Source organism: Gammaproteobacteria bacterium (genome assembly GCA_029882975.1).
In the GTDB taxonomy this organism is placed as follows: Bacteria; Pseudomonadota; Gammaproteobacteria; order SZUA-152; family SZUA-152; genus JAJDNG01.
In genome coordinates, this window is record JAOUJW010000001.1 from 55,809 (window position 1) to 81,212 (window position 25,404).

Genomic DNA, 25,404 nt, shown 5'->3' on the forward strand with positions numbered 1-25,404 from the left:
AACCCGCCGATGGCGCTTATGCCGCTGATGGCTCCGAATCCCGCAAATCCCTATTATTAAACCAACCCAAGCTCCTGTATAATTCGCCAACACTCCTACACATTTTGAGTTAAAATCATGCCATTGCGGCCCAAAACAGCTCTATGATCAATCAACAACGCATACGCGAAATACCGTATAACTACACATCCTTCTCCGATAAAGAAATCGTTACCCGATTTCTCAACGAGGAAATGTGGGATGTGCTCAACACCTTGCGCAATTCCCGCAAAACGGGGCGTTCGGCCAGAATGCTGTTTGAGGTCTTAGGGGATATGTGGGTGGTTTCTCGCAACCCTTATATCCAGGATGACTTGTTGGAAAACAAGTCTCGGCGTGACTCCCTCATCCATGCACTAAACCACCGATTGGAACAAATTCTTGCCCGTGCGAATAACAACACTCAAGCCCTGCAACTGGTCCAACACACCCGAGAAGCCGTGGACAATTTCGCTGCCTGGTTTTCTCAGGAATACGATCTGCGCAAGCAAGCTTCAAAACGCTTTGCCCGTCATACGCGCAAGGACAACATTCATTTTAGCGGTTATGCAAAAGTGGCCCATGTTACTGACGCCTCTGACTGGCGCGTTGAATTCCCCTTTGCCGTCATTTGCCCTGATCATGAAAAAGAAATCGTAAAAATTGTTAAAGACTGTATCGCCTTGGATCTGTACATCATACCCCGAGGCGGAGGCACCGGTTACACCGGCAGCGCCGTACCGTTGAATAACCGCTGCGTTATCATTAATACCGAAAAATTAGACCGCATTAAACCCATCGAACATCGAACTCTGGAAGGATTGGAGCAAAGCACCGCGGTGGTGGAAGTGGGTGCAGGTGTGGTGACCCGCCGAGTGGCGGAACACGCAGAAGCGCATGATTATGTGTTTGCGGTAGATCCTACCTCGCAGGACGCCTCCTGTATTGGAGGCAATATCTCCATGAACGCTGGTGGTAAAAAAGCAGTACTATGGGGCACAACCTTGGACAATCTGGTTTCCTGGTCTATGGTAACCCCCGATGCCAAATGGATTGTAGTGGAGCGGATCAACCACAATTTAGGAAAAATTCACGAACAAGAAACGGTAACCTTTCGCATCAATCGCTATAAAGACTACAAGAAAACCCTGGACGGAGAACCGCAACTGCTGCGACTGCCGGGTAAAGAACTCCGCAAACTGGGTTTGGGTAAAGATGTCACTAATAAGTTTCTGGGGGGTATTCCCGGGGTTCAAAAAGAAGGCTGTGACGGACTCATCACCTCAGCAACGTTCGTCCTACATCGCATGCCCAGGTATATTCGCACTGTGTGTCTGGAGTTCTTTGATCCAGACATGCGTCTGGCGGTTCCCGCCATTGTGGAAACCAAAGAATTTCTGGACCAGTCTGAAGGAGTCAAACTGGCGGGCATGGAACATTTGGATGAACGTTACATCCGCGCCGTGCGTTACACCACTAAAGCGACCCGCCGCGACTGCCCTAAGATGATCTTGCTGGTGGATATTATCGGGGACCAGGATGATGTGGTGGCTGATGCCGCATCCCAAGTAGTTCGTATGGCCAACAGCCGTAACGCCGAAGGATTTGTTGCCGTCAGCCCTGAGGCCAGAGCCCGTTTCTGGCTGGATAGAAGCCGCACCGCAGCTATCGCCGCCCACACCAACGCTTTTAAGATCAATGAGGACGTGGTAATACCGCTGGAGCGACTGGCCGACTACAGCGAATACATAGAACGCATCAACATTGAGTTATCCACGAAAAACAAATTATCCATGATAGATGCGGTATTGGACTATTTGGACCAAGATCTGAGCGGTAATGCGCGTATACCCGGCTATGAATCCAGCATGGAACACGATGTTATTATCAGCAGCAAAATAGAATCTGCAAGGGAACATCTCAACCACATCAAAGCCCTGTGGCTGGAGCTACTGGACAATATGAACGCTGCGGCCGCATCTCATGCGCATTTACTCAATAAAGACTTGGTGACAGACAACGAATATTTAAATTCACAAACGCCGGCATCCGAAGAATCTCTGTTTCGCTTGCTGCAACGACGCATACTTCGAGTATCCTATCGCCACAGCGTGGAACGACCCTTAAAAGAAATTTTTGCCGGTCGCGAACTGGAAACTGTTCGCCATGAATTGGATGCGATTCACCAGCGAATACGCAGCAGCCGGTTGTTTGTTGCCACACATATGCACGCAGGTGATGGTAATGTCCACACCAATATCCCGGTACACTCCAACGACTATAATATGTTGCACGAAGCCGAACGAGTGGTAGACCGTATCATGGAAATCGCAGAATCTTTAGGCGGTGTAATATCCGGGGAGCACGGCATCGGCATTACAAAAATTCAATACCTGGAAGACAGCGCTATCGAAGCATTCCGGGCTTACAAGGATCGTGTTGATCCTAAGCACAGATTCAATCCCGGAAAACTGCTGCAAAAAGATCAATTGGATTCTGCTTACACCCCTTCTTTACGATTGGTGCAACAGGAAGCTTTGATTCTTGAGGCCAGCGAGTTGGGTGCCCTCAACGATGAAATAAAAGACTGTCTGCGTTGCGGCAAATGTAAGCCCGTATGCAATACTCATGTACCGCGAGCAAACTTGCTGTATTCGCCACGCAACAAAATTCTGGCGAGCGGACTGATCATCGAAGCCTTTTTATATGAGGAACAAACCCGTCGCGGAATCTCTCTGCGTCACTTTGACGAAATGAACGATGTCGCAGACCACTGCACGGTATGCCATAAATGCCTGTCGCCTTGCCCGGTAAACATCGATTTTGGTGACGTTTCCATCCATATGCGTCAGTTACTGCGTCAGCACAGGCAGAAACATACAAATCTCGGTACCAGCATGTCCATGCTGTTCTTGAATATTACCGATCCCACAGCGATTAAACTCATGCGCAAGCTTCTAATTCAGTGGGGTTATAAGGCTCAGCGCCTGGCCTATAAGTGGTTTCGCTATTTCAAACTGTTAGAACACAACAAACCCCCTGCCGCCACTACCGGAAAAATGACCTTGCAAACTCAAGTTGTGAATCTGGTAAAAAAACCTATGCCGGGACGCATACCCTCACAAACCGCCAGAGCCTTGTTACAGCTGGAAGATGATAAGTACGTCAGCATAATTCGCGATCCAAAAAAAGTCGACGACGACTCTGATGCTGTGTTCTATTTTCCCGGATGTGGTTCGGAACGCTTGTTCAGCCAGATTGGTCTGGCAACTCTGGCCATGTTGTATGAAACAGGAGCTCAAACCGTACTACCTCCCGGTTATCTGTGTTGTGGATATCCACAAACATCCAATGGGGACAGCCTCAAAGGTAAACAAATATCCACAAATAACCAGGTATTATTTCATCGTGTTGCCAACACGCTCAACTATATGGACATCAAAACCGTTATCGTGTCCTGTGGCACTTGCATGGACCAACTGCAAAAATATCAATTCCAACAGATTTTCCCCGGTTGCCGTCTGCTGGACATTCACGAATACTTATTGGAAAAAGGCGTCTCAGCACCACAAACGGACACACGTTATCTTTACCATGATCCTTGCCACAGTCCCATGAAAACTTATACGCCAACACAGGTTACGCTGGGACTCATGAATCAGGACGTTCCTCTCTCTGACCGATGCTGCGGAGAAGCGGGAACTTTAGCCGTGTCCCGTCCAGACGTTTCCACCCAAGTACGTCATCGTAAACTGGAGGAATTGCAAATCAATCTCAATACCATGATCGGCACCAGCGTTAACACAGACAACAAAGTAAAACTGTTAACATCCTGCCCGGCATGTCAGCAAGGCTTGTCCCGTTACCGTCATGACACTCGCCTGGAAACTACCTATATTGTCGTGGAATTGGCCCAGTTGCTACTGGGCAAGGATTGGCAAAAGGATTTTCTTGTTAAAACCCGCAATGGCGGCATTGAACGCGTGCTATTGTAATTAAACGGTCTATGAGGTCTATTGTGTCACGACATGACGATGAAGAAGATGAATTGGAATACGTCAGTAAATCCGAATTAAAGCGGGAAATGCACCGGCGTCAGAGTCTGGGCGAAGAATTGATTAAGCTCAATAATGATCAGCTCAATCAATTCGACTTACCCGATGCCCTGGTCGACGCCATACATTTGGCTAAAACCATACACCAACGCGGCGCCATCAAACGCCAATTGCAATACATCGGTCGACTCATGCGTGATTTGGACCCCGGCCCGATACAGGAAAAACTGGAAACACTCAAAGGCCATTCTAAACAAGCCCACGCCCAATTACACGCAATCGAGCGCTGGCGCGACCGATTATTGGCCGAAGGGGACCACGCACTGGAGCAACTCATTGAAGAACACCCGGAAACCGACCGTCAACGGGTGCGTCAGCTGCTTCGTAGCGCTCACAAAGAGCATAAGGAAAACAAACCACCCAAATCGTTCCGAGCACTATTTAAATACTTACGGGATATTATCAGTCAAGCAGACGATAATAGTGAGTAAGCAACAATCGATTATCAAACTTTTTCAAGACCATTTGAAACTTCCCAGCTTCCAATCGGGGCCGATTATTATGCCCCGAAATGGATAACTTCAAATTCCCGCTGATCTTGGCATGCGTTTCGAATATCTCCCAGCGAACATTGCTCAACTCCAGCTTTCTACTGCGACTTGTGGAAAACAGCTCTAAAAACTCCTGTCGCACTTTGTCTTTGCTGACACCTGAGTTTGAAATTACATGATCGGCGAATAATGCATCAACTAAAATCATTTTTCCCCGTTCGTATGCCCGTGTTAGTTGCTCCAGACTTGCTTGCAACTCCGCTACAGAGACTTGATTGGAATAGGCGCCGACCACTCCCAGAGTTCTTGCAAAAATAACCAAGGGATCTGATGTTTTCCCTGCTCCGAGCAAAACAGCCACCTCCCGCTTAAGCTTAAATTCCAAATACTGATACCAAACGGACTGACGCACAGCTGCTCTGGTTTGGTCGTCTGAATTAGTCCATAATTCCGTAAACTCGCTCATATCACTTACCAGCCAATGGTTCAGCCGAATTGCCCTATAGGCAATTTGTTCGAATTCGGAAACCACACGGGTTCGGCTTGTATGCGTAAAATCTGATTGCAGCTTTTGTGAGTCACCCCCTTCGTCATTGCCTGCTTTTCCATTGATAGTTTGTAGCAGAACTGCAAAAGGCTTTATTCCATACTCCCAAGGAATTGGCATGTACCCCTTACCGAATGCCACTCCAAGCGCCAACAATAAAACAATAAGCGCATATTTTCCCACAAGTCTTGTCGCTGAAATTGCTGCAATATACGCTTTTTCCACGGAATCAAATCCGTAGTGATCCATATTTACATATATCACCGGATCGTTCGCCGCCGCATTTTGCAGCGGAAAGTGAAAGATCTCGGCTGTTTGCAGATTGTAAAGCCCCTTAAGATACAAAATCGGCATTCTGTCAGGTGTTACCATAAGTACCCCCTATAAACCTACAGTTACTTCACAGCAGCTGTTACAGACCATGGATTAAAGCCCTCTTTGCTCTTTGAATTGATGAACTTTTTGAACCTTTCTAAGTAACTCTACCACGCTGTACATCTCTTCGAGCTCGAAAGACACTTTCATGAGCTCGCCACGCCTTTGCGCCGCTTGCAATTCCAAACCCCGCATCTCTTTTTCCAACTCCAAAATTTTCTGCTTCACAACTGTTACTTTTCGCTCACCCTCTTGAACCACATTCGATACGCTGATATTTGCCGACTCTAAAGTTTTCTTTACGACGGATGCTGTCGTATACGGATTAGTGCCCGGCAACCCGCGCATTAATGTCACAACATCTTCAATACCATAAGTTACTGTATCGATAATTTTTTCAGTCTTTTCGGAAACAGCAGCCACCACCCGGACCGTCGCCGGTTTTAACTTGGAATCCTCAGCATCATTTAAGAATTTATTTTCCACAACATCACCCCCACTCACCTATACTTGCACCATAACCTTCGCTCTTGCCTACGCCAATCGAAATCCTTGCTGTACACGATTCATTCCCGTAATAGCCTTCTCCTTGTACCGCTGTAACGGCAACCATTGATAGTGTTCTATTCCCAGCAATTGCGCGAATCGAAAGGCCGGGTTAACTTCAAAAATATCTTCAAATTCATCCAATGTAAAAATCATCCGAAACTCGGTTTGAGCTTCCTGCGTCATCAAATATGGATAGAATGCTGTAATATCCAACAAATCATCTTTTACATAATATTCCGGAGACCATACACTCACATAGCTGCTTTTCAGTTTACCATTGGAGAATAAGTTCACCATCCAGGCGTTATCTTCATCGTAGAGGTAGTGCAACACCACTCCCTTACAATTGGCAGACACCGCCGCCACCAAAGAGCTGGACTCACCTAAGGGTAAAAACGTGACCCAACCATTGGTTTCATGATAGACCACCCCATGCCCACCTATTTTTTGCAATAGTCTGTCAATTTCTCCATTAGCACATCTCCTGAAATGAAAACTTTCTACATGATCGTTCATATGACTTACCTCTTATTTTTGTGAAACTTGTGGGTAACCACATCCATGTGACTTGAACGCTCCATATTCCTTAACCTCCCTACACTCCGTACACTGAATCCTCCCAATACCATCTATCTATCTTTCTTTGCTATACAATGGGTGCGAATGCTATCAAAGCGTCCAAATCCGACGCCGTGGAACCCAAACCATGATTCGGCAGCACAAAAGCAAATCGCCCGGCTTCTCCGTGTAGAGCCATATAGTTAAGCACCACCGCTTCCGCCAGTTGATCAACATTGTTGCTGATAACCGTAGCTGCAGTCTCTATGGAGCCGGAATCCCGGAAATAACCGATTTGCTGATTGTTATTGACTATCTGAGGGATTCCATTTGGGTTATAGACCAGCATCAACGAAGCAGAAGTGGACGAATTATCCCCTTTCCAAATACCTTTACCGGTACTATCAACCGTACCATCGCTGGCAACCGAACCGTCGCTAAACACATATACCATCACCGGTCGACCCAAAAGGCCGGCATATTCCAATATCACACCAATCTCCCTGCCGGCTCTACGATCCCTGGCGTCGCCGGTTGTCCTGGTACTATCGTGATAATCATACCCTCCGAACTGAACCGTACCCGCACCGGCCAGTCCGTTTACCACCAGCTTAGAGACCGCTGCCGTTTTCTCAAAATCGTCTATATCCAAACCTCTGTTGGAAAACACTGAATTCAACAGCGGATCTGCGTCGATATCGGTCCTGCCGGCATCCCCTGACGCGGTAATCGTGCTTTCAAAATAACCACATTCCACCAGCCGTTCAAGAACTGTATCTTCCTGCAATTTGCTGAGCTTTTTCTCACTGATTCTTTCCATAGCCAACATGACATTGCGCGCATCGTTGCCATTGGGAAGGACTTGTGCCAGTTTTCCCGTATCCACCAAACCCCTGGCGTCGTCACCGCTGGAAATCTTGGTGGGTCTCACACTGAGGTCAATCATGGAATCGGGGGCCCTGGAACGTCCGCCGGACTCTGAGCTTCGAGACCCAATCAAAGTGACAACATCCCCATCCGCGCCTGCTTTGTAAATCCCGTACATAGGATTGTGGGGATTGTCTCCTGTATCGTTGGCTGAACGAGCACAGAGGATTGCACCGTTAACATTGTTCAGAGTCGCCTGACTTGCCACGTCCCTAATCCCCCGCAACATGGCACTGTCGGCATGCCACAACAAACCTTGGCCGCCGGCATCCAAGGTGTCGGTTTGTCCCGCCAAACTTGGTAATCGATTAGCCGGCAATCCCAACTTGCTATAACCGGCAGCAGACAAAAACTGAGTCTGCCCGGATGCACCACCCACCAAAACGTTGGATCCGGCAATATTGGCACCACCGGACAAATCCACGGCAATAAACGGAATTTTTCCGTTTGTCGCCGCACCGACGCTGACGCCACAATCTGCCTCGGTCACCGCTGCGTACGCATTGGGGCCTAACAGCCCAAGCAATGACGGCCCTATCGCGCACGCCCCACCGGCTATCAGTCCTCGCCCCAAAAATTGCCGACGACTTACAGGGCGCCCGTGATTTTCAATCTGCAACGGTAAATCAAAGTCCAACTTCTGTATTCGTTTCATTTTCTTAGCCATAATCCAGTCCTCATATATCGAAAGGTTCCGAAGTTTTTTATTAGTGAATCAAAACAGCGGCACTACCTAACACAGCCGCACATGCACCAATAACCACTGCTCTTGTTCTTGTCGCGTCACAATCAGATGCCACGTTACAGCCGGCGGTAAGCTCCGTGATCAACCGATCCAAATCCGGCTGTAGCTCAGCTAATGACGGCTGACTGCTGAGATTGGTGCCAACCATTTTGTTAACCAAGTTGGAAATAATGATATTTCGTTTGACCTGGTTACTAAATGCCGTACTCACCGGGGAACCAAATTCAAAGGTGTTTCCAAAAAATGCCGTCCGCAACGAGGCGCTGCCCACTAAGGCGCTGCAATACTCCAAAGCCAGCTTGGCTATACCTACTTGATTGGCCGACACAAAGGTTCCAAGATCGTGAGTACCGGGTAGCTGCTCACGCAACGCAGCATAAGTAGACTGGGCTACCGACACATCAACTCCGGTAACCGCGGCCATAGTATTATTAATCTGGGCGAAGGTGCGAAGCCCTACGTCCGGTGACCTTGGGTTTACGCTTAGGTCCGGACTGGCCACAGGTTCCTGTTCAATCATCACATCCATATTTGCACCCAAAACCTCAAACACCAGCTTAAATCGATCAACCTCCGGCCCCAGGTCTTTGGGAATCACTGCCCCCAGAGGCGATAACAAGAAGGGCGAATTCGTCACGATTGTATCTACCGTTGCAAACGCTTGTGCCGCAGCAGGCACATTGTTATTGACAGCAATCCGGATATTTTTCAGTGGAAAAGTGGGGGACGGAATGCTTGTGGTTAGAGTGGGTCGACCAAACACGTAGCTGTAGCCATCCAATTCCGCCACTTCCATACTGACAACACTTGTTGTGAAACCTGACGAGTCTAATGAAGAGCTGACATCAAATCGAAGAATATAAGTTTGTCCAAATCCCGCCTGGGTATTTTGTAAAACTTCCGCACTGCTCAAAGCTCGGTTGTGTATGGCAACAAAAAACATTTTTCCCAACCATTGCCTGCGAACTCCATCGGGGACTTCATTACCCAATACGAACTGATAGCTGCTATTCCAATTAGAGATGTCCGCAGGTACGGCCGGATCTGAGTTAACACCGTCATACCCTACTTTCACGCCGTTAATGTAAATATTACGGCCATTACTCGGATCAAATGTGAAAACCAAATGTTGTAACTCAGTCTTCAGATCCCCTGCGTTGTTGTCAGTCTCCAATGCCGGACTGGAACCGTTTGCCCCGGTCAAATTGCTTCGATTACGAAAACTATAGTAGTCGTTTTGCTGCCCCATCATAAAGTTTCTGTTGGTCGCATCTCTGGAATAGCTGACAATTCGAGCCGGGCCGGTTAAAGCAGTACTGGCATTCAATACCCAAGCCTCGATGGTATACTGACGAGTCCCGGTAGGTCCGGCAATGAGATCATATAACTTGACACTGTCTGCCGCTGAACCTACAGCCTTGGTAACTTCAGCAGCATTAGGATCCGTTATCTCTATTCCCTGACCGGACAACCAATTAATGTTATCGCTTAGGGTAAGGTTCAAAGCCGGCGAGACCCCACTGGTATCAAATACTGTGCGCCCGGCTCCCGTTTTAAATTCGTATTTTGCAATGACAGCATCCTCAATACGACCGCTACCCGCTCCCTGTTCACTATCAGACAGACTCAACGAGGTACTGGCAATCAATCCTCCACCACTGCCTCCTCCACTGCCTCCGCCACTATCTGCGATTTGCGCGCCCCAATTACTGATGGCTGTTGAAATTTCCCGGGCCCATGCATCACACGTAGCTCCACAACGGTGTAATTCATTAAGCAATTTCTGCACTAAACGGGAGTTGTTTGGATTACTGAAATTCACCATTGTATTGGATTCCACAACGCCAAACGCAGTAGCCACATCCTCGTGAGCAAAATCCGGAGTGCCGCTGGGACCGCTACTGGCATGACAATCACCACATCGGCTTACCAGAACAGGATATAGCGTGGATTGGAAAACGGACACGGAAGCCGATGAGTTGACACTTCCCCCACCAGCGGCCTCACTTTCTTCCTCACCACAACCGGAGAGCAGAGCCAACAACATCACTAATAAGAATCCAAGCAGCAGAGTGGAACCAGTTCCTGTAATCACTCCGGTTTCAATTCCCTTTTTTGTTCTAATACTGGCTGGATATCCGTTCTTGCCAGAACTGTGCACTAAATCAACCATTACGATACTCCTGTTATAAATTCAGCTATGATGCATTTGAATCAAATCCGTCAGCCCAGCATCCTGTTTGGCTCTTGCACATTCCTTTGACTGCGGCATTCGCAACTTCTAACTAACTCCCCATGCAATAACTGGCCACCTCAGCAAACACACGTTTCATACTGTAGTTGGAGCTTTCAAAAACATCTGCGATGCGGTTAATTTCGTTCCTCTCCATAGGGTTTGCCGGAGCGCGAAAACATATTTCTTTAAAAGCTTTTTTAACCTGACAAGTTGAAAAGGCACGGCTGGATACCAGCTCTTCCCCAAGACTTTTCACTCCAAATCCACTGGCACTGGTGCCACGCCACTCTAAAAGCGCGTTTTTCCCTTTACGCCAATAGTTAATCCATTGATCATTGGCTGTAACGTACCCCAGGGGAAATGTGTTTGCATTAATGAGATACTTGTCTTGCACTGAATTGTTGGTAAACACAACGCGTTCGGCTTCCGCGTCCCATTCATAGTAGGCGAACGCCTGGGTTAAAGGGTCCATACCTGCGTGGCAGCCAACACAAGAATTTAAAAATATAGCGCTGTCTCCGCCAGGGCTACGGCTAACGTCCTGGCGGATGCGATCCGGCGGTCGGGAGACATCATTTAGTTCCGCCATTTCCGAACACAAGTGGTTTTTGAAAGCAAACTCAATCATTCTGCGATTGGTCCCCGCACTCAAGAACGCTTCTCCCGCTGCACGCGTTGTCAGCACTCCCGCCGTCTGGGATGAACTCAACTGTGCATTGGGCAAGGTTGATTGCTGTACTCGTTGCAACACCGCCGGACTCCCCAGGTTCGCATTGCTGTCTTCCAGAGACTGGTAGTGATCGTTGTTTGTATGTGAATACGATGGCAAACCGGCAACGACTCCGATGTACACCACATCGGCCGTTAGAATTTCTTGAAACGAAATATCATCTCTGATAACGCCAATGGCAGTGGCGGTATAATCGTTTAGAGGCGCGAAAACGGTTTCAGAAATATTGGTCCACGGGGTTATCCAGTTTTTTAAGAAGATATTGTAAAAACCGGGATTATTCATGGCTTCCATTGCCGCACCTATACTGTCACCGGCGTCGATCTTGGCTGCCATGGACGCCAAAACCGCCTCAGACGGTGGAGCAGCTGCCAGTCGGTCATGGATTCTTTTCGCTTGATCTCTGGGGCCCGCCATGCCATTGACGCTTACAGCCAATAGTGAAACCAAAATCAATAGGTAATAGCAGTCCCTAAAAACAAATATGTTTTTCATAAACTGTCCTTCAATTGTTAATGCCGGTAAACAGCGGTGTTTTACTGCAATGCGTTCCTACGGATAAAACAACGAGTCTTTGGCGGATGCTTAGTGAATTGTCATAGCCGATACTTCTCCTGCTACCTGACGTCTGATATGAGATTCGTGACACCTTCGAGAATACGTACGTATAAAATAAGTACCACTTAGGTGTTGACCCTAATCCTATCCATTTTTAGAAATGAGTCAATACGTAGTCAAACTTTTTTAGTGATTTTTGTGAACTTTAATTTTGTTCTGTAATAACAGTCTAAAGTGCAGTTGTAATACAGCGACATTTTTTTATGAAATCGGGTAAAACGGGTAACCTGACGCAATCCAAAACTTCACAAAAGTAGGATTACGCCTACGTAGTTCGTTATTGAGATAACAAGGATGCGAAGGGGTTGAATTGGAGGAAAGCAATTAAATAGCTTGTCTCAAACTTTTCGAGCAACTACGGAATAAATACAGGTGATGGACTTGCCCCAGAACGGGTTTCCCGAGGTTTTGTGTTTGCTACAACGAACGGTTTCGTATGTTCTAAATAAACCGCGAATCTGCTGCTCGTCTAGCACCGGAACACCGGGGCCAAAAAACCTCTTTATTTTGGAACTTGAACCGGGGAAAGTGCCAGATTCCCATCCGCGCGAATCTATCGGTGTTCCGTAGCATCGAAACAGTCTAAGATTTCCTTGCCTGGCATCACTGCCAACTTTTACTCACCCGATTGAGCAACTCTATGGATGCCTCCACTTCCACTTTTCGCACTGCGACGCTTTCTATATTGCATCCGATGGGAATATTTTTTTCTTGTGCGAAACTTTTCAGCTCATTCCAGTTTTGTGCCGATAGATGCACGGATTTTTGCAATATATCATCCGAATGACACAAATCGTTTTCAAGCCACTTGGGGATATGAATTCCCAACCACTTCATGAATTGTAATGTTTTTAACGAACCGCAGGGAGTCAAGGTGAATATAATGGGCACTAAGGGAATATTGTTTTCTTTACCGTAATAATAATAGTCTGATAAAAAATCCTTGGATGCATTAACGTCATATACCCCTTGAGAAACAAAAAAAGAACAGCCTTCGGCCATTTTTCCGAAAACCCGAAGGTGCTCATCCCCCTTGGTTTTATGTCGCTCCGGAATAACCACCCCACCCAAACAAATATCATTGTCAATATCCGCACGAAGCTTATACGCTTCGTTAACGGACAAAGTAACTTTTTGCGAGGCTGATGCGGCACCCACAAAAACGGTTAACTCTTTATCCTTTGAGATTTTCTTTAAAAATCGCGACAACTCTTCTTGCGAATATTTACCCACAGCACGATAAATAACTTTGGGAACGGATAATGTCGATAGATATTCATGGCTATACGCGAAGGAATCCAGTGTTTCCATAAAAGGAAACGGTCGTTCTTCCTGTGTGCGGGATAACTCATCTTGGATGTCATAGAGGATTAGCCCATCAATTCCCTTGCCTTGGAGCCGTTGAATTTGCAGATCAGCAATTTGCGCAATTTTATCCGAATCCGTTCCTTGCTTGGGAGGAACAATTCCGTAAACAACTATTCCGCTTTCCCTATTCCTGATTTTTTCTACAAGCACTGATAGGCCCCTATCGATGAATTTGGGCGCATCATACATAATTTTCCCGGACACTGCACCCGACTCACACCGCACCACAAGCTTAATCTCTATATCTAATCTAACCTTTGCCCCACAATCCGGACATTTGAAAGGAATCAGCAAAGGTTCCAAAATCAGAAATCGATAGTTGTGACACGAGGTCGAGACCGCCTATCCGTCTTATATAACGCAACTAAACCTGCGATGCTGCACAACTGGAAATTTCTGCCGGGTATTCGCTTGTATATCCAGGTTAATTTCGGCCATTACGTAGCCCGAACCACTGACCAAGCGATCCAACACGTTACCCCAGGGGTCGACAATCATACTGTCACCGTGGGATTCCCGGCCATTGACATGATAGCCACCCTGATTAGCTGCCACGATGTAGCTTAGATTTTCTATGGCCCGGGCTCGCACCAAAATCTCCCAGTGAGCTTTACCGGTTGTTGCGGTAAAAGCGGCAGGTAAGGCGATAATCTGCGCTCCCTGATCCAACATATTGCGAAACAGCTCCGGAAAACGCAAATCGTAACAAATTGCCACCCCCAGGCGACCAAAAGGAGTGTCGATGACAACCACCTCCTCTCCAGCTTCAATGGTTTCCGACTCCGCATAGTTTTCTTCTGTCGATTCAATCCGCACATCAAACAAGTGCGTTTTGTCATAACGTGCCACCAATTCACCTTCGCTGTTGTATATAAGGCAAGCGGCCTTGATTTTATTATCGCTTTTGGCAACCATGGGGGTAGTGCCTCCCACTAACCAAATACGGTTTTTTTCCGCTTGTTCCGCTAAAAATTCCTGTATAGGACCACCCGCCTCCGATTCCCGTACGCCTACTTTGTCGCTTTCCTTCATTCCCATAATGGCGAAATTTTCGGGCAGGACCACCATTTGAGCGCCGTCTTGTGCCGCCCGGCCAATCCAACGACCTGCCTCGATCAAGTTGGCATTCACATTGGGGCCGGATGCCATTTGCACCGCAGCCACTTTAGGATGTTGTTTTTTTTGCTCTTTACTCACTGTGCATCACTCATACTGATGTTAAAAAAGTCGGAATTGCATCATAGCAATTTTACCATGCAGACAACCTGCCAATGATCATTTTGACCAAGATCCCCTTTGCATCAAGGCGCTTCTTCTTCCGCAACCTCCACGACACGTACCGGTTCCAGTTTGGGACTTTTCCAGTCTCCGGACAATGTATATTGTACACTCAGGGCTTTATTAATGTCCTCTTTGAAAATCTGCGGCAATATAACTGCCCACGGGGTCGCCACGACCAGACCGATAATGGAGGCTATATCGGCTGATTGCGGCATAAAGGTTAACAGTTGGTCATAATCCTGACTGGCCAAACCGATTCTCCCGGCAATCTGCACTTTGGCCCCGGGACCGTCCATAGCAAAGTTGGTGGTGTAAGCATCTCCGCTATCTATACGGAAATCGCCGCTAATAGTATTGAACCTGACGCCATCTTCAAACAAATCGGAAAAATCCAACAATAAGCGCCGGGGCAGGTTTTGCAGACTGAACAACCCAAACAGACGCCCGGCTCCCGGGTCAATCTCCAACAATCTCCCTTCATTGAAATTGAACGATACGGCGCCATTCAAGTGGTTAAGATCCGCTTGAGGCAAAGGACCGTCCCAAGTGATATTGGCCACCAATTTACCTGCACCCTCAGCAATACTGTTGATATACCCTAAATCATTCATGGTGGCCCCAAGATCGCTACTGTCCAGATACAGCTCAAACTGACTGGTTTGCTTACCCCCTTGAACGATCCATTTACCAAACGCGGATATATTAGTGGCCTTGGGTTTTACCAATAATTGTTCAACGCGCAGACCTTCCGCCAGTTTGGTGGTTTCCAGACGTACACTGCCAAAATTCCGGTTTTCATACATAACCGATTTTGCGAACGCCTTGATCGCAGGCAGATCGCGTGGATCGATGGCAGAGGAAGCGCCTTCGGAAGAAGTCAAACGCCAGTTTTCCAATTCCATCTCGATGGCATTGCGCTGTAGATTGCGTGGTATTTTTATTTCACCGTTCAAATCGCTGGATTCGATCTTTGCGGTCAGCTTAGACTCACTTTTGACCAGTAATAACTTCAGTTTCTCTGTTTTTTGACCAAAAAGCTCAAACTGATCAACTTCCAAGTCGGCAGAGTGAATAACATCAACCACATCCCATGTAGGTACCGCAGGTGAGGTCGCAGCGCTACCCGTTTGGATTTGATTTACAAGGGATCGCCATACATCCACCGAAAAATTTTCCAAATGCCCCATTAGACGAAACCCGGATCCCCCGGGCAATACCACGTGTCCTCCACCAAACCGCAACTCACCACGTATGTTGTTCTTATTGTTTTCTTGGGCCACTTCAAATATTCCATCGAAGCGACTCCCGTATTTGGTTTTCAGCTCGAATCTATTGCCCGGAAAAATATTGCCTTGAATCCGAAAATCCAAAGGTTCTTCCACCATTTTGTTAAATGGCTTGGGAAGCTTGACTTCAATTCCTTCCAAGCGCGACCGAACCGTCACCGCAACCGGATCACTGACTCCGGCAATACTTCCGGTGGGTACGGTGGTTGTCACTGTCCAGTCAGAACCTCCGTCCACCAGGTCATTTAATACCGGCAAATACCTTGCACTCAAATCCTTGGCATCAAACCGTCCTGTAGCCTGAACTTCCACAGCACCTTTTGGCTGCTTCTTATAGTCAATGGTGTTTATATTGATACTAGTGGGTTGCCCGAATAGTTGGGTTTTAATGTCCTTCGCCTCCAAACCACCCGAAACAATATGCATAACGCCATTGGCTTGAGTAAATATCTCACCCATTTTTCCGCTGGAAATGGTGTTGTCTACAAATTGGATTCGACCACTGACTTTGGACGTGATTTCCTCCCCCAATAGTAGATTGATGTCCAGATTCAAATCACTGTTACCAACTGCATCCAAATCACTTAAAAAGGCGCCAAACTTACGGCTCAAGGGCGGGCTGGTTACCATGTACTTAAATTTATCTGCTGTCGGCCCGCTGATATCCCCTTTGATACTTAACCGCATGGTTTTGCCACCCAAATTAGGCAACTTTATTTGCGTATTGCGTATTTCTGATGAAAATAAACGACCCGAGTTCAAAGTAATATCCAATTGTTGACCTCGAAACACTACATCGGCATAGGCACTTTGGATAACCGGCCAGTTTTCAGCATAGTTAAACACAGCATCCTGAGTGCTGAAGGAAACCTCAAAAGTCCCGTTCCCGCGGCTAAAAGGAAAGTCCCCTAAACGACCATGAAACACCACACCACCCTTGCTAACAAGTCCATCCAACAATGCGTTATCCAACCAGGAAACCAAACCATGAGGCATGATCGTTATGGGTAGATACTTATGAGTCTGACTGATGTCGCCATCGTCGAATTGAAACAGCAGATTAAGAAAAGGCGACGACCCGTCAGCGGGTATTTCCAGATCAAACAAACCCTGAGAACCCAAATCGTCGTTGGTAATACTTAAATTACGTCCGGTCAGGTAAAACGCCTGCGCTTCGCTTTGCCAACTGACTTCCCCCGTCAAACGATCCATAGGCCAGGGTTTTCGGAAAATCTTAGGGAAAAATATTTCACCGTCGGCACTACTCAACTTCACATATCCCTTGCTCTGGTTTAGCTCTACCGCACCGCTAATATTACTGAAACCCGGTAACTTTCCATTGGGTATGGCGCTGGCATTTTCTATTTCAGCAATAAACCGGTAGCGTGCTTGTACCGGCTCCAAAGACAGACTGTATTCGTATACGTCACCGCGCAAACTGGATTCCTGCAAATTTTCCAGCAAGGGCTGCTGTAGATCCAGAAAACGGACCGCCGGCAACAAATCCTCCAGCCGTAAAAAAGATCCCCGTATGGTGTATTCAGGTCCGGGGTCATTTTCGAGACGAGCATTAACCATGACACGTGTCTGAGGCCAACGGCTGTCGTTATTGCTGATAACAAAGCGATCCAATCCCAGACGCCAACTTTTATCGTCCTTCTCCCAACTGACCCGACCTTCCAAATGCTCATAATTCAAACGCTGCGATGCGGCAGGGGTGCGATGCAGCACCAGGTCGCGAAAGGAAAAATTACCCTCCATTGCCACCAAAGTGGCCTGTTCCCAGTTGGACCAAAATTCAAAACGGGAATCGCCCATAGTGATGCGATAAGGTAATACATTCAGGGTGTTGAGCAGGTCCAACATATTGACACCGGCGCCATTAACATACACTCGCCCGGACCAGGGCTCCCGGGCCAACACGTCTTCAGTCTGTACGGATATGCGTAGCCGTTGGTCTACATCATGAGCCATACCGAATTCAACGCTGATCAAATGGTGATTGAAGCTGTTTTTAAGTTCAAACGCAGCATTTTTGAATTTGTGAACTTTGGGTTTTGCAGTTTTATCAATGTATTTGAGATTCTTGAAAGTAAACCCTATTCGACCCTGCGCCAGTATCCAGTCCATAAGGCTTGAGTCACTATTCGGTTGCTGTGGCGCGGAGCTGTCTTTGGTTACCGGGCTGTCCTTAGACTCAGGGCTGTCCTTAGACTCAGGGCTGTCCTTAGGCTCAGGGCTGTCCTTAGACTCAGGGCTGTCCTTAGGCTCAGGGCTGTCCTTAGGCTCAGGGCTGTCCTTAGGCTCGGGGCTGCCGGCAGCCACTGTGGGATTAAATCCGGGGATGGACAGTTTGCCGTCTTTCTCCCGAATCAGGGTCAAGTCTGAGCCTTCTACACCAAAATGGTTAAAACTCAGTTGCCTTGCGGCAATGGTTTCTACCAAACCAAAACCCAGACGGGCCTTTTCAAATCGTAACAAGGGTTTCTTCGTTTTTTTATCCAGCAATTGCACTTGCTTGAGGACCAAGGATGGCCCAAATCCATGCCACTCAGCATCAAGGGAAGCCACCTTAATGGGATATCCAATCACATCGCCGGCCAGTTGTTCCACTTTGTGTACGGAATCTGTCAACATAGGCAGAAACAGCCGCGCAAGACTGAAGCTGACCGCCACAATAAGAATTAGCCCGGCGAGTAAATACCAGATACTGGCCCAAAGAAAAGAAAAAACACGAGCAGCGCGCATAGTTATCAGCGAGTCACCACCGTCCGCTGTCGACTATCGAGCCGATTCAGCGTGTTTGTGCTGTGTAAATACATCATTACATAAGAACCACATCATACTGTTCCTGGTTGTACATGGTTTCCACCTGGAACTTTATTGGCTTGTCGATAAACTCTTCCAACTCAGCTACCGTATTGGATTCTTCATCCACCATCAAGTCCACTACTTCCTGCGAGGCAATTACCAAAAACTGTTGCGCGTCATATTGGCGAGCTTCGCGTATTAACTCTCTGAAAATCTCATAACATACAGTCTCGGCTGATTTTATCGAACCTCGACCGGCACAAGTGGGACAAACCTCACACATCACGTGTTCCAAACTTTCGCGGGTTCGCTTTCGGGTCATTTCAACCAAACCCAGATCCGACACCTCGCTGATATAGCTCTTGGATTTATCCTGTTCCAGGCTCCTCTCTAAAGCCGACAATACCTGGGAGCGATGCTCCGGGTCACTCATGTCAATGAAGTCTATAATTATAATTCCACCCAAGTTACGCAAGCGCAGTTGATGCACAATGGCCTGCGTCGCTTCCAGGTTGGTTTTGAAAATGGTTTCTTCCAGATTTCGATGTCCCACAAATGCACCTGTGTTCACATCAATAGTGGTCATCGCTTCCGTTTGATCAATAATTAAATAGCCACCGGACTTTAATTCCACTTTGCGTTCCAACGCCTTTTGGATTTCGTCTTCCACTCCATAAAGATCAAAAATAGGACGTTTGCCTGGATAGTATTCAATCCGTGAAACCACCTCCGGAATGAACTTATTGGCGAACTTAACTATTTTTTCATAATTTTCCTTGGAATCGATGCGAATTTTCTCCACCCCTTCGCCACTGCCCACCTGATCACGCATGGTACGCATAATCAAGCGTAGGTCCTCATGAACCAGAGTGCCATCCGCTTGGGTTTTAGATTTTTCCTGAATGTCGTTCCACAATTTTTGCAGGAATTGCATATCGGCTTTTAATTCTTTTTCCGTGGCATTTTCCGCAACGGTACGAATAATGTAGCCGTCTTGGCCAAACTCCAGCGCCAACTCTGACGTCAATCGTTTGAGTCGATTGCGATCGTCCTCATCCTCAATTTTTTGCGAAACCCCAATGTGCTGCAAGGCAGGCATAAGCACCAAATAACGCGCAGCAATGGACAGTTGCGTGCATAAGCGTGCTCCTTTGCTGCCAATGGGATCCTTAATCACTTGGACCAACAGAGATTGCCCCTGATGCACCAACTTGGAAATATCTTCGGTGTGGCGTCCTTCCTCTGTTCCGTTGTTAGGAACATGGATATCGGATGCGTGTAAAAATGCCGTTCGCTCCAATCCAATATCCACAAATGCCGCCTGCATTCCCGGCAACACTCTTGATATTTTGCCTTTGTATATATTGCCCACCAGACCCAGGCGGCTGGCTCGTTCTATAAAGACCTCCGTCAGGACACCGTTTTCCACCATCGCAATGCGCGTTTCCCGTGGCGTTACATTTAACAGAACCTCTTCACTCATGGACAATCCTCATGCCTTACCACTGATCAACAATTCAACACCTAACAGGCGCAAGAGTTCACCGGTCTCATATAAAGGTAACCCCATAATGCCAGAATAACTGCCTTGAATACATCGAATAAACAATGCCCCCCGACCTTGAATCGCATAGGCACCGGCTTTATCTGCCGGCTCCCCCGAATCCCAATAGGCTGTAATCTCTTGATCACTGATGGGACGAAATTCCACACGGCTTTCATTGAGCGCCTGTGCCTCCACTCTTTGACCACAGCTACGCCATTGTAGTTGCAGTGCCTGCTGCGAGCGCGCAGATGGAGCGATTAAGTGAGACGGGCAATCACACACAACAGCAACCGCAGTTAATACCTCGTGCTTACGCCCCGATAGGCGTTGCAATATTTGCAACCCATGCGCTTTACCCTCCGGCTTTCCAATCACTTCGCCATCCAAAACGATACAGGTATCAGCTCCCAGAACGGGAATGCCGCTACCGGCAAGGCCGGATTCATACACTTTAATGGCTTTTTCCAGCGCAAGGCGCTGAACATAAGCCTGGGGACTCTCACCCGAACACCATTGCTCATTGATCGCCGCCACCCGTATTTCATAAACCATCCCCAGTTGCTGCAACAGTTCAGCTCGTCGGGGTGATTGGGATGCAAGATACAGTTGTGTTTTCACTCAGCCCTTTACTTAGCGATGATAGGGGTGGTTAGACAGTATACTCCAGGCTCGGTATAGTTGTTCCGCCACAATAACCCGTACCAACGGATGGGGCAGGGTCAGCGGCGACAACGACCAGTGTTTTTTTGCAGCAAGCTTACATTCCTCCGATAAACCTTCCGGCCCACCGATCAACAGGGCCACATCCTGACCTCCGGCACGCCACTGGTCCAGCTCCCGGGCTAAAGCCGGTGTATCCCAAGACTTGCCCAACACTTCCAATGCAATGAGAAAACTGTTTTGTGGCACAGCAGCCAGGGCCTTGCGCCCTTCCTGCGCAACCACGCGTTGAATATCCGTGTTTTTACCACGCTTACCGGCAGGAATTTCTATGAGATTTAACGCACATTCCGATGGTAGCCGTTTGGCATATTCTTGGTAAGCATCATTAACCCATCGGTCCAGCTTTTGTCCCACGGATACCAGATGTATGCGCATGGATCAGGCTTGACCGGAGCTTTTAACGGTTTCCGTAGACCACAATTTTTCCAATTGATAAAAATCTCGAATGGAAGGCTGCATGATATGCACCACAACATCCACCAGATCCACCAATACCCATTCAGCAGTGCTTTCCCCTTCCACACCTACCGGCTTGATGCCATGAGCTTTGGCATTCTCAATAACGCGCTCGGACAGCGCTTTCACCTGTCGAGCGGAAGTGCCGCTGGCGATCACCATGATATCGGTCACACTGGTTTTATCGCGCACATCCAGGACGTGTATATCCTGAGCCTTAACGTCTTCCAAGGCCTCAACTACAAGCTCCACTAAACGATCTGCATTCATTAAAATTCTCTCACGTAAGCCCGGCAGGTCCTTAGACTGAAACAGGTCCTTGGACTAAAACAGAGCGTTACTTATTACTCCATTATTAACGATATAATTTGTGTTCCTGAATCAGGTGTAACACGGTTTCCGGCAACAAATAAGCCGGATTCCTCCCTTGATTCACCATAGCCCTAATCTTTGTGGCTGAAATAGCCAATTGGGTAACCTCACAAAAATAGATCCCGCCATTCTTACTCTCCTGTAAGGCTGTAACGGATTCAACTTGATGAGTCTCCAGTAATCTTTGCAACTGCGGCGACAGAGTGCTTGCGGTACCGCGCAGCGGTCTGGACATGACCACAATGTGAGCCAAATCTAACAGCCGTTGCCAACGATGCCACTGAGGTAGGTAATTGAAAGCATCTCTACCCAAAATCAAACACAAAGGAATCTCCTCAAACTCCTGCCACAGAGATTCCAGGGTATCCACCATATAAGACGGTCCTTGGCGACGAATTTCCCGATCATCGGCCATAAATTCAGGTACCGGAGCAATAGCCGCCTGCACCATCGCCAGCCGTAATGCAGCGCTGGATAAGGGCATCTCCCGGTGAGGCGGTTGTCCGCAGGGGATAAAACGCACCTGTTGCAATCCCATTTTTTGCAGGATATCCACTGCGGGTCGTAAATGCCCAAAATGGATGGGGTCAAAGGTACCACCAAACACACCTATCACAAGGTTCTCCTACCGTCCCCTCACCTTTTCTCTCCAGCCCTCAGCATCCGCTCCTACAAAGTCAGCGCCGAATATGGCCATCGCCCAAAACGATATATTTTTGAGTCGTCAGGCCCTGCAAGCCCACCGGTCCACGGGCATGAATTTTATCCGTACTGATACCAATCTCGGCTCCCAATCCGTATTCAAATCCGTCGGCAAAGCGAGTGGACGCATTCACCATAACGGAGCTGGAGTCCACTTCGGCCAGGAATCGCCGCGCCAGGGTGTAATCCTCGGTAACGATGGCTTCCGTATGCCCCGAACTGTGGCGATGTATATGCTCCAAAGCTGCATCAAAATCATCCACCAAGCGAATCGACAATATGGGGGCCAAATACTCCGTATCCCAATCTTCCGCTGTGGCGGCTTTAATTCCCGGAAGCAATTGACAGGTAGCTTCACATCCACGTAACTCCACATTCTTGTCGCCATACATTTGCGCCAGCTGCGGCAATACCCCTGTTGCAATATCCCGCGCCACCAACAGCGTTTCCATAGCATTACAGACACCGTAACGATGGGTTTTCGCATTAAACGCAATATCCAGAGCCTTTTGCTTATCGGCTTTGGAATCGATGTACACATGGCAAATACCGTGCAGATGCTTAATGACCGGCACTCGTGCTTCAGAACTAATGCGCTCAATCAAGCCCTTGCCGCCTCGCGGCACAATAACGTCCACGTAATCTTGCATCGTCACCAACTCGCCAACCGCCGCCCGATCTGTAATTTCCACCACCTGAACTGCGTGGACAGGTAAACCCGCCTGTTCCAAACCGATATGTATTGCTGAAGCGATGGCTTTATTGGACCACTGCGCCTCTGACCCCCCCCTGAGAATAGCGGCATTACCCGATTTCAAACACAGACCGGCAGCATCTGCCGTTACATTGGGACGGGATTCGTAGATGATTCCAATCACCCCCAATGGTACTCGCATTTTACCCACCTGAATGCCGGATGGGCGGTAATTAAGATCCGTAATTTCACCCACAGGATCAGGCAAAGCGGCAATTTGACGCAAGCCCTCTGCCATTGCGGAAATACGTTCGGGATTCAATGCCAGTCGATCTAACAAGGCATCATCCAAACCTGCCTGTTTCCCCGCATCCAAATCGCGGGAATTTTCCTGCAGTAAATGCGCTTGCGTCGACTCCAGGGAATCCGCGATGCACAACAACGCCGCATCTTTTGCCTGACTCCCGGACTTAGCCAACTGCCGCGCAGCCGCTTTGGCCTGCACTCCCATATTTGTCATTAATTCTTTGATATTCATATTATTAGAAAATTTTTATCCGTGCGTCCCAATCGGTGCCCGACTCATTACTCGCGCTCCAGCCAACATGACACTTAATTGTAACAATTCATCCCAAACATTGCCTGCTTCCACGCCTTTAATCATGCGATCGATACGTGCAGCCCACTGCAATAAATGCTGCAAAGGCTCCACCCGGTGCCGTTGCAAGGCTTTGCTCACGATAGCAGTACGCTTGGCCCAGACCCTGCCCTGACGCATCACTGTGTCCAAACGTTGGCCTGCCTGCAGTGCCTGCGCCATGGGTAACAAACTTCGAATCTCCCGGCTCAGAGCCCACAAAACCAAAATAGCTTCCGTACCCTCCGCACGCAATCCCGACAGCATACGTACCACGCGCTGCACCTTGCCTTCCAGCGCCACATCGACGAGTGCGTAAATATCATAGCGAGCGCTGTCGGTGACGCAATAAACCACCGCATCGGCGTCGACCGTGCCACTTTCACACAATAAAGCGATTTTCTCCACTTCCTGTGCGGCAGCCAGTAAATTTCCTTCCGCTCTTTCCGCCAGCATTTCCAATGCCTCCGGAGTGACCTTCAAGCCCTTACTTTGCAGGCGCCGTTGCAACCAGCCGGGTAGTTGTCCGACTTCCACAGGCCAAACACTGACACAAGCACCTATATTGTCCAACGCGGTAAACCATTTGCTTTTTTGTTGCGCCTTATCCAGCTTACCGCTGACCAGCAGTAACACCGTATCCTCAGCCGGTCGTTGCGCATATTCCACTAAGGCTTTGCTACCCTTGTCCCCGGGTTTACCCCCCGGCATGCGTAACTCAATAATTCGGCGTGTTGCAAACAGCGACAGCTCACAGGAGGCCGCAGACAAGCGGTTCCAATCAAAGTTTTTGTCCACATGCATTACTTCACGTTCAATGTAGTCATTTGCACGCAGATGCGTCCGAATGGCATCGCAGGCTTCACCCATTTGTAAGGGCTCATCACCGCTGATCAGATAAACCGGCAAGATGGAAGACTTGAGTGAAGCAGCCAAGTTATTAAAATTGATATTCATTACTGCGCGTCAGCACCCTCAGGCTCAGCCGTATCGACTGCAGGACTTGAAGAACTGGTCGAGGTACCCGGTAAAGATTGCGTTACAGGAACTGTGGACACAGCAGACTCATCAGCGGGTGAAGATACCGCTGATGTTGCCGGCACAATGTCCGGCATGGCGTTGACTTGTAGATATTGTATCCTCCGCACCAAACTTGCAGCCGCTTGCTGCTGCAATTCCTGACGAATCAATTGTTCCTCCTTGGACTTACCCAAGGCGGAAGCGACATTGTGCGACATATCCCGCTTTACTATGATAGCGTCAGAGATTCTTTGTTTTTCTCCGTAAGTCATGCTGTACTGAATCACATAGGACAATTCGAATTCCTGCGCTTTTCCCAATGAACCGATAGATAAAACCCGCTTACCGAAGTTTTCCGAGTTCAAACTCAGCACCAATGCCGCCTTAGCTTTATCAGCAAACCCATAACCTAAGCCACGCAGTTCCCCTTCCACGGCATTTCGAAGTGCCGAATCAAAAATACGGTTATCCACATGCACGGACTGGAGCAAAGAAGACACCTCTTGCTTGCCACGCAGATGAAAACCACAGCTACTGTTTAACAGCAATGATAAGGCAAACAAAACTCTTAGGAGATTAGCGTTACGTAACATAATCCA

The 25,404-nt window shown here is 48.1% G+C and carries 19 protein-coding genes; 2 read left to right on the plus strand and 17 right to left on the minus strand.

Features of this window, described 5'->3' with window-relative positions; all coding sequences use genetic code 11:
- Window positions 1-146: 146 nt before the first annotated feature.
- Together OEY58_00285 and OEY58_00290 are read left to right on the plus strand one after the other, a co-directional pair.
- Window positions 147-4,013 carry a DUF3683 domain-containing protein gene (locus tag OEY58_00285; protein MDH5323877.1) on the plus strand — a complete coding sequence of 1,289 codons (3,867 nt, stop codon included), beginning with the start codon at window positions 147-149 and terminating at the stop codon, window positions 4,011-4,013.
- 23 nt (window positions 4,014-4,036) lie between these two features.
- Window positions 4,037-4,564, plus strand: coding sequence for a DUF615 domain-containing protein (locus OEY58_00290; protein ID MDH5323878.1), 528 nt, complete (start codon window positions 4,037-4,039; stop codon window positions 4,562-4,564).
- Here the strand turns inward: OEY58_00290 and OEY58_00295 are convergent.
- The 17 genes from OEY58_00295 to lptE form a co-directional block, all read right to left on the minus strand.
- Entirely contained in the window at window positions 4,536-5,543 is a 1,008-nt protein-coding gene (locus OEY58_00295; GenBank protein MDH5323879.1) for a hypothetical protein, read from the minus strand. The two genes, OEY58_00290 and OEY58_00295, sit on opposite strands and share 29 nt — an antisense overlap.
- A gap of 54 nt (window positions 5,544-5,597) precedes the next feature.
- On the minus strand, window positions 5,598-6,032 hold the full coding sequence (locus OEY58_00300; protein ID MDH5323880.1) for a hypothetical protein: 435 nt from the start codon (window positions 6,030-6,032) through the stop codon (window positions 5,598-5,600).
- Window positions 6,033-6,080: 48 nt separating this feature from the next.
- Window positions 6,081-6,611, minus strand: a complete 531-nt coding sequence (locus OEY58_00305; protein MDH5323881.1) for a hypothetical protein — start codon at window positions 6,609-6,611, stop codon at window positions 6,081-6,083.
- A gap of 130 nt (window positions 6,612-6,741) precedes the next feature.
- Complete coding sequence (locus OEY58_00310) at window positions 6,742-8,247, minus strand: twin-arginine translocation signal domain-containing protein (protein ID MDH5323882.1); 1,506 nt, start codon at window positions 8,245-8,247, stop codon at window positions 6,742-6,744.
- A gap of 40 nt (window positions 8,248-8,287) precedes the next feature.
- Window positions 8,288-10,498 carry a LamG domain-containing protein gene (locus OEY58_00315; protein MDH5323883.1) on the minus strand — a complete coding sequence of 737 codons (2,211 nt, stop codon included), beginning with the start codon at window positions 10,496-10,498 and terminating at the stop codon, window positions 8,288-8,290.
- A 112-nt stretch (window positions 10,499-10,610) separates the two neighbouring features.
- On the minus strand, window positions 10,611-11,786 hold the full coding sequence (locus OEY58_00320; protein MDH5323884.1) for a hypothetical protein: 1,176 nt from the start codon (window positions 11,784-11,786) through the stop codon (window positions 10,611-10,613).
- Between the two features lie 726 nt (window positions 11,787-12,512).
- Entirely contained in the window at window positions 12,513-13,427 is a 915-nt protein-coding gene (locus OEY58_00325; GenBank protein MDH5323885.1) for a methylenetetrahydrofolate reductase, read from the minus strand.
- Window positions 13,428-13,628: 201 nt separating this feature from the next.
- Window positions 13,629-14,474: a carbon-nitrogen hydrolase family protein gene (locus OEY58_00330; protein MDH5323886.1), complete on the minus strand. Its 846-nt coding sequence runs from the start codon at window positions 14,472-14,474 to the stop codon at window positions 13,629-13,631.
- Window positions 14,475-14,578: 104 nt separating this feature from the next.
- Window positions 14,579-18,592 (minus strand): YhdP family protein, encoded by a 4,014-nt coding sequence (locus tag OEY58_00335; protein ID MDH5323887.1) that lies wholly within the window; start codon window positions 18,590-18,592, stop codon window positions 14,579-14,581.
- Window positions 18,593-18,668: 76 nt separating this feature from the next.
- Window positions 18,669-20,138, minus strand: coding sequence for a ribonuclease G (gene rng, locus OEY58_00340; protein MDH5323888.1), 1,470 nt, complete (start codon window positions 20,136-20,138; stop codon window positions 18,669-18,671).
- A gap of 9 nt (window positions 20,139-20,147) precedes the next feature.
- Window positions 20,148-20,819 (minus strand): Maf family nucleotide pyrophosphatase, encoded by a 672-nt coding sequence (locus OEY58_00345; protein MDH5323889.1) that lies wholly within the window; start codon window positions 20,817-20,819, stop codon window positions 20,148-20,150.
- A 12-nt stretch (window positions 20,820-20,831) separates the two neighbouring features.
- Entirely contained in the window at window positions 20,832-21,299 is a 468-nt protein-coding gene (gene rlmH, locus OEY58_00350; GenBank protein MDH5323890.1) for a 23S rRNA (pseudouridine(1915)-N(3))-methyltransferase RlmH, read from the minus strand.
- Between the two features lie 3 nt (window positions 21,300-21,302).
- Entirely contained in the window at window positions 21,303-21,650 is a 348-nt protein-coding gene (gene rsfS / locus OEY58_00355) for a ribosome silencing factor (protein MDH5323891.1), read from the minus strand.
- A gap of 85 nt (window positions 21,651-21,735) precedes the next feature.
- On the minus strand, window positions 21,736-22,368 hold the full coding sequence (gene nadD / locus OEY58_00360) for a nicotinate-nucleotide adenylyltransferase (GenBank protein MDH5323892.1): 633 nt from the start codon (window positions 22,366-22,368) through the stop codon (window positions 21,736-21,738).
- A gap of 61 nt (window positions 22,369-22,429) precedes the next feature.
- Window positions 22,430-23,686: a glutamate-5-semialdehyde dehydrogenase gene (locus OEY58_00365; protein ID MDH5323893.1), complete on the minus strand. Its 1,257-nt coding sequence runs from the start codon at window positions 23,684-23,686 to the stop codon at window positions 22,430-22,432.
- Between the two features lie 15 nt (window positions 23,687-23,701).
- The gene (gene holA / locus OEY58_00370; GenBank protein MDH5323894.1) at window positions 23,702-24,742 is read right to left on the minus strand and encodes a DNA polymerase III subunit delta; all 1,041 of its coding nucleotides are present in this window, start codon (window positions 24,740-24,742) and stop codon (window positions 23,702-23,704) included.
- Complete coding sequence (lptE, locus tag OEY58_00375) at window positions 24,742-25,398, minus strand: LPS assembly lipoprotein LptE (protein ID MDH5323895.1); 657 nt, start codon at window positions 25,396-25,398, stop codon at window positions 24,742-24,744. Before lptE ends, holA begins: the two co-directional genes overlap by 1 nt.
- Window positions 25,399-25,404: the final 6 nt, after the last annotated feature.

What these genes read in the sequence shown, in the direction of transcription:
- OEY58_00295 (MDH5323879.1), bottom strand. Translation starts at nt 5,543, where the DNA reads ATGGTAACACCTGACAGAATGCCGATTTTGTATCTTAAGGGGCTTTAC.
- OEY58_00305 (MDH5323881.1), bottom strand. Translation starts at nt 6,611, where the DNA reads ATGAACGATCATGTAGAAAGTTTTCATTTCAGGAGATGTGCTAATGGA.
- OEY58_00310 (MDH5323882.1), bottom strand. Translation starts at nt 8,247, where the DNA reads ATGGCTAAGAAAATGAAACGAATACAGAAGTTGGACTTTGATTTACCG.
- OEY58_00315 (MDH5323883.1), bottom strand. Translation starts at nt 10,498, where the DNA reads ATGGTTGATTTAGTGCACAGTTCTGGCAAGAACGGATATCCAGCCAGT.
- OEY58_00320 (MDH5323884.1), bottom strand. Translation starts at nt 11,786, where the DNA reads ATGAAAAACATATTTGTTTTTAGGGACTGCTATTACCTATTGATTTTG.
- OEY58_00335 (MDH5323887.1), bottom strand. Translation starts at nt 18,592, where the DNA reads ATGCGCGCTGCTCGTGTTTTTTCTTTTCTTTGGGCCAGTATCTGGTAT.
- rng (MDH5323888.1), bottom strand. Translation starts at nt 20,138, where the DNA reads ATGAGTGAAGAGGTTCTGTTAAATGTAACGCCACGGGAAACGCGCATT.
- rlmH (MDH5323890.1), bottom strand. Translation starts at nt 21,299, where the DNA reads ATGCGCATACATCTGGTATCCGTGGGACAAAAGCTGGACCGATGGGTT.
- rsfS (MDH5323891.1), bottom strand. Translation starts at nt 21,650, where the DNA reads ATGAATGCAGATCGTTTAGTGGAGCTTGTAGTTGAGGCCTTGGAAGAC.
- OEY58_00365 (MDH5323893.1), bottom strand. Translation starts at nt 23,686, where the DNA reads ATGAATATCAAAGAATTAATGACAAATATGGGAGTGCAGGCCAAAGCG.
- holA (MDH5323894.1), bottom strand. Translation starts at nt 24,742, where the DNA reads ATGAATATCAATTTTAATAACTTGGCTGCTTCACTCAAGTCTTCCATC.
- lptE (MDH5323895.1), bottom strand. Translation starts at nt 25,398, where the DNA reads ATGTTACGTAACGCTAATCTCCTAAGAGTTTTGTTTGCCTTATCATTG.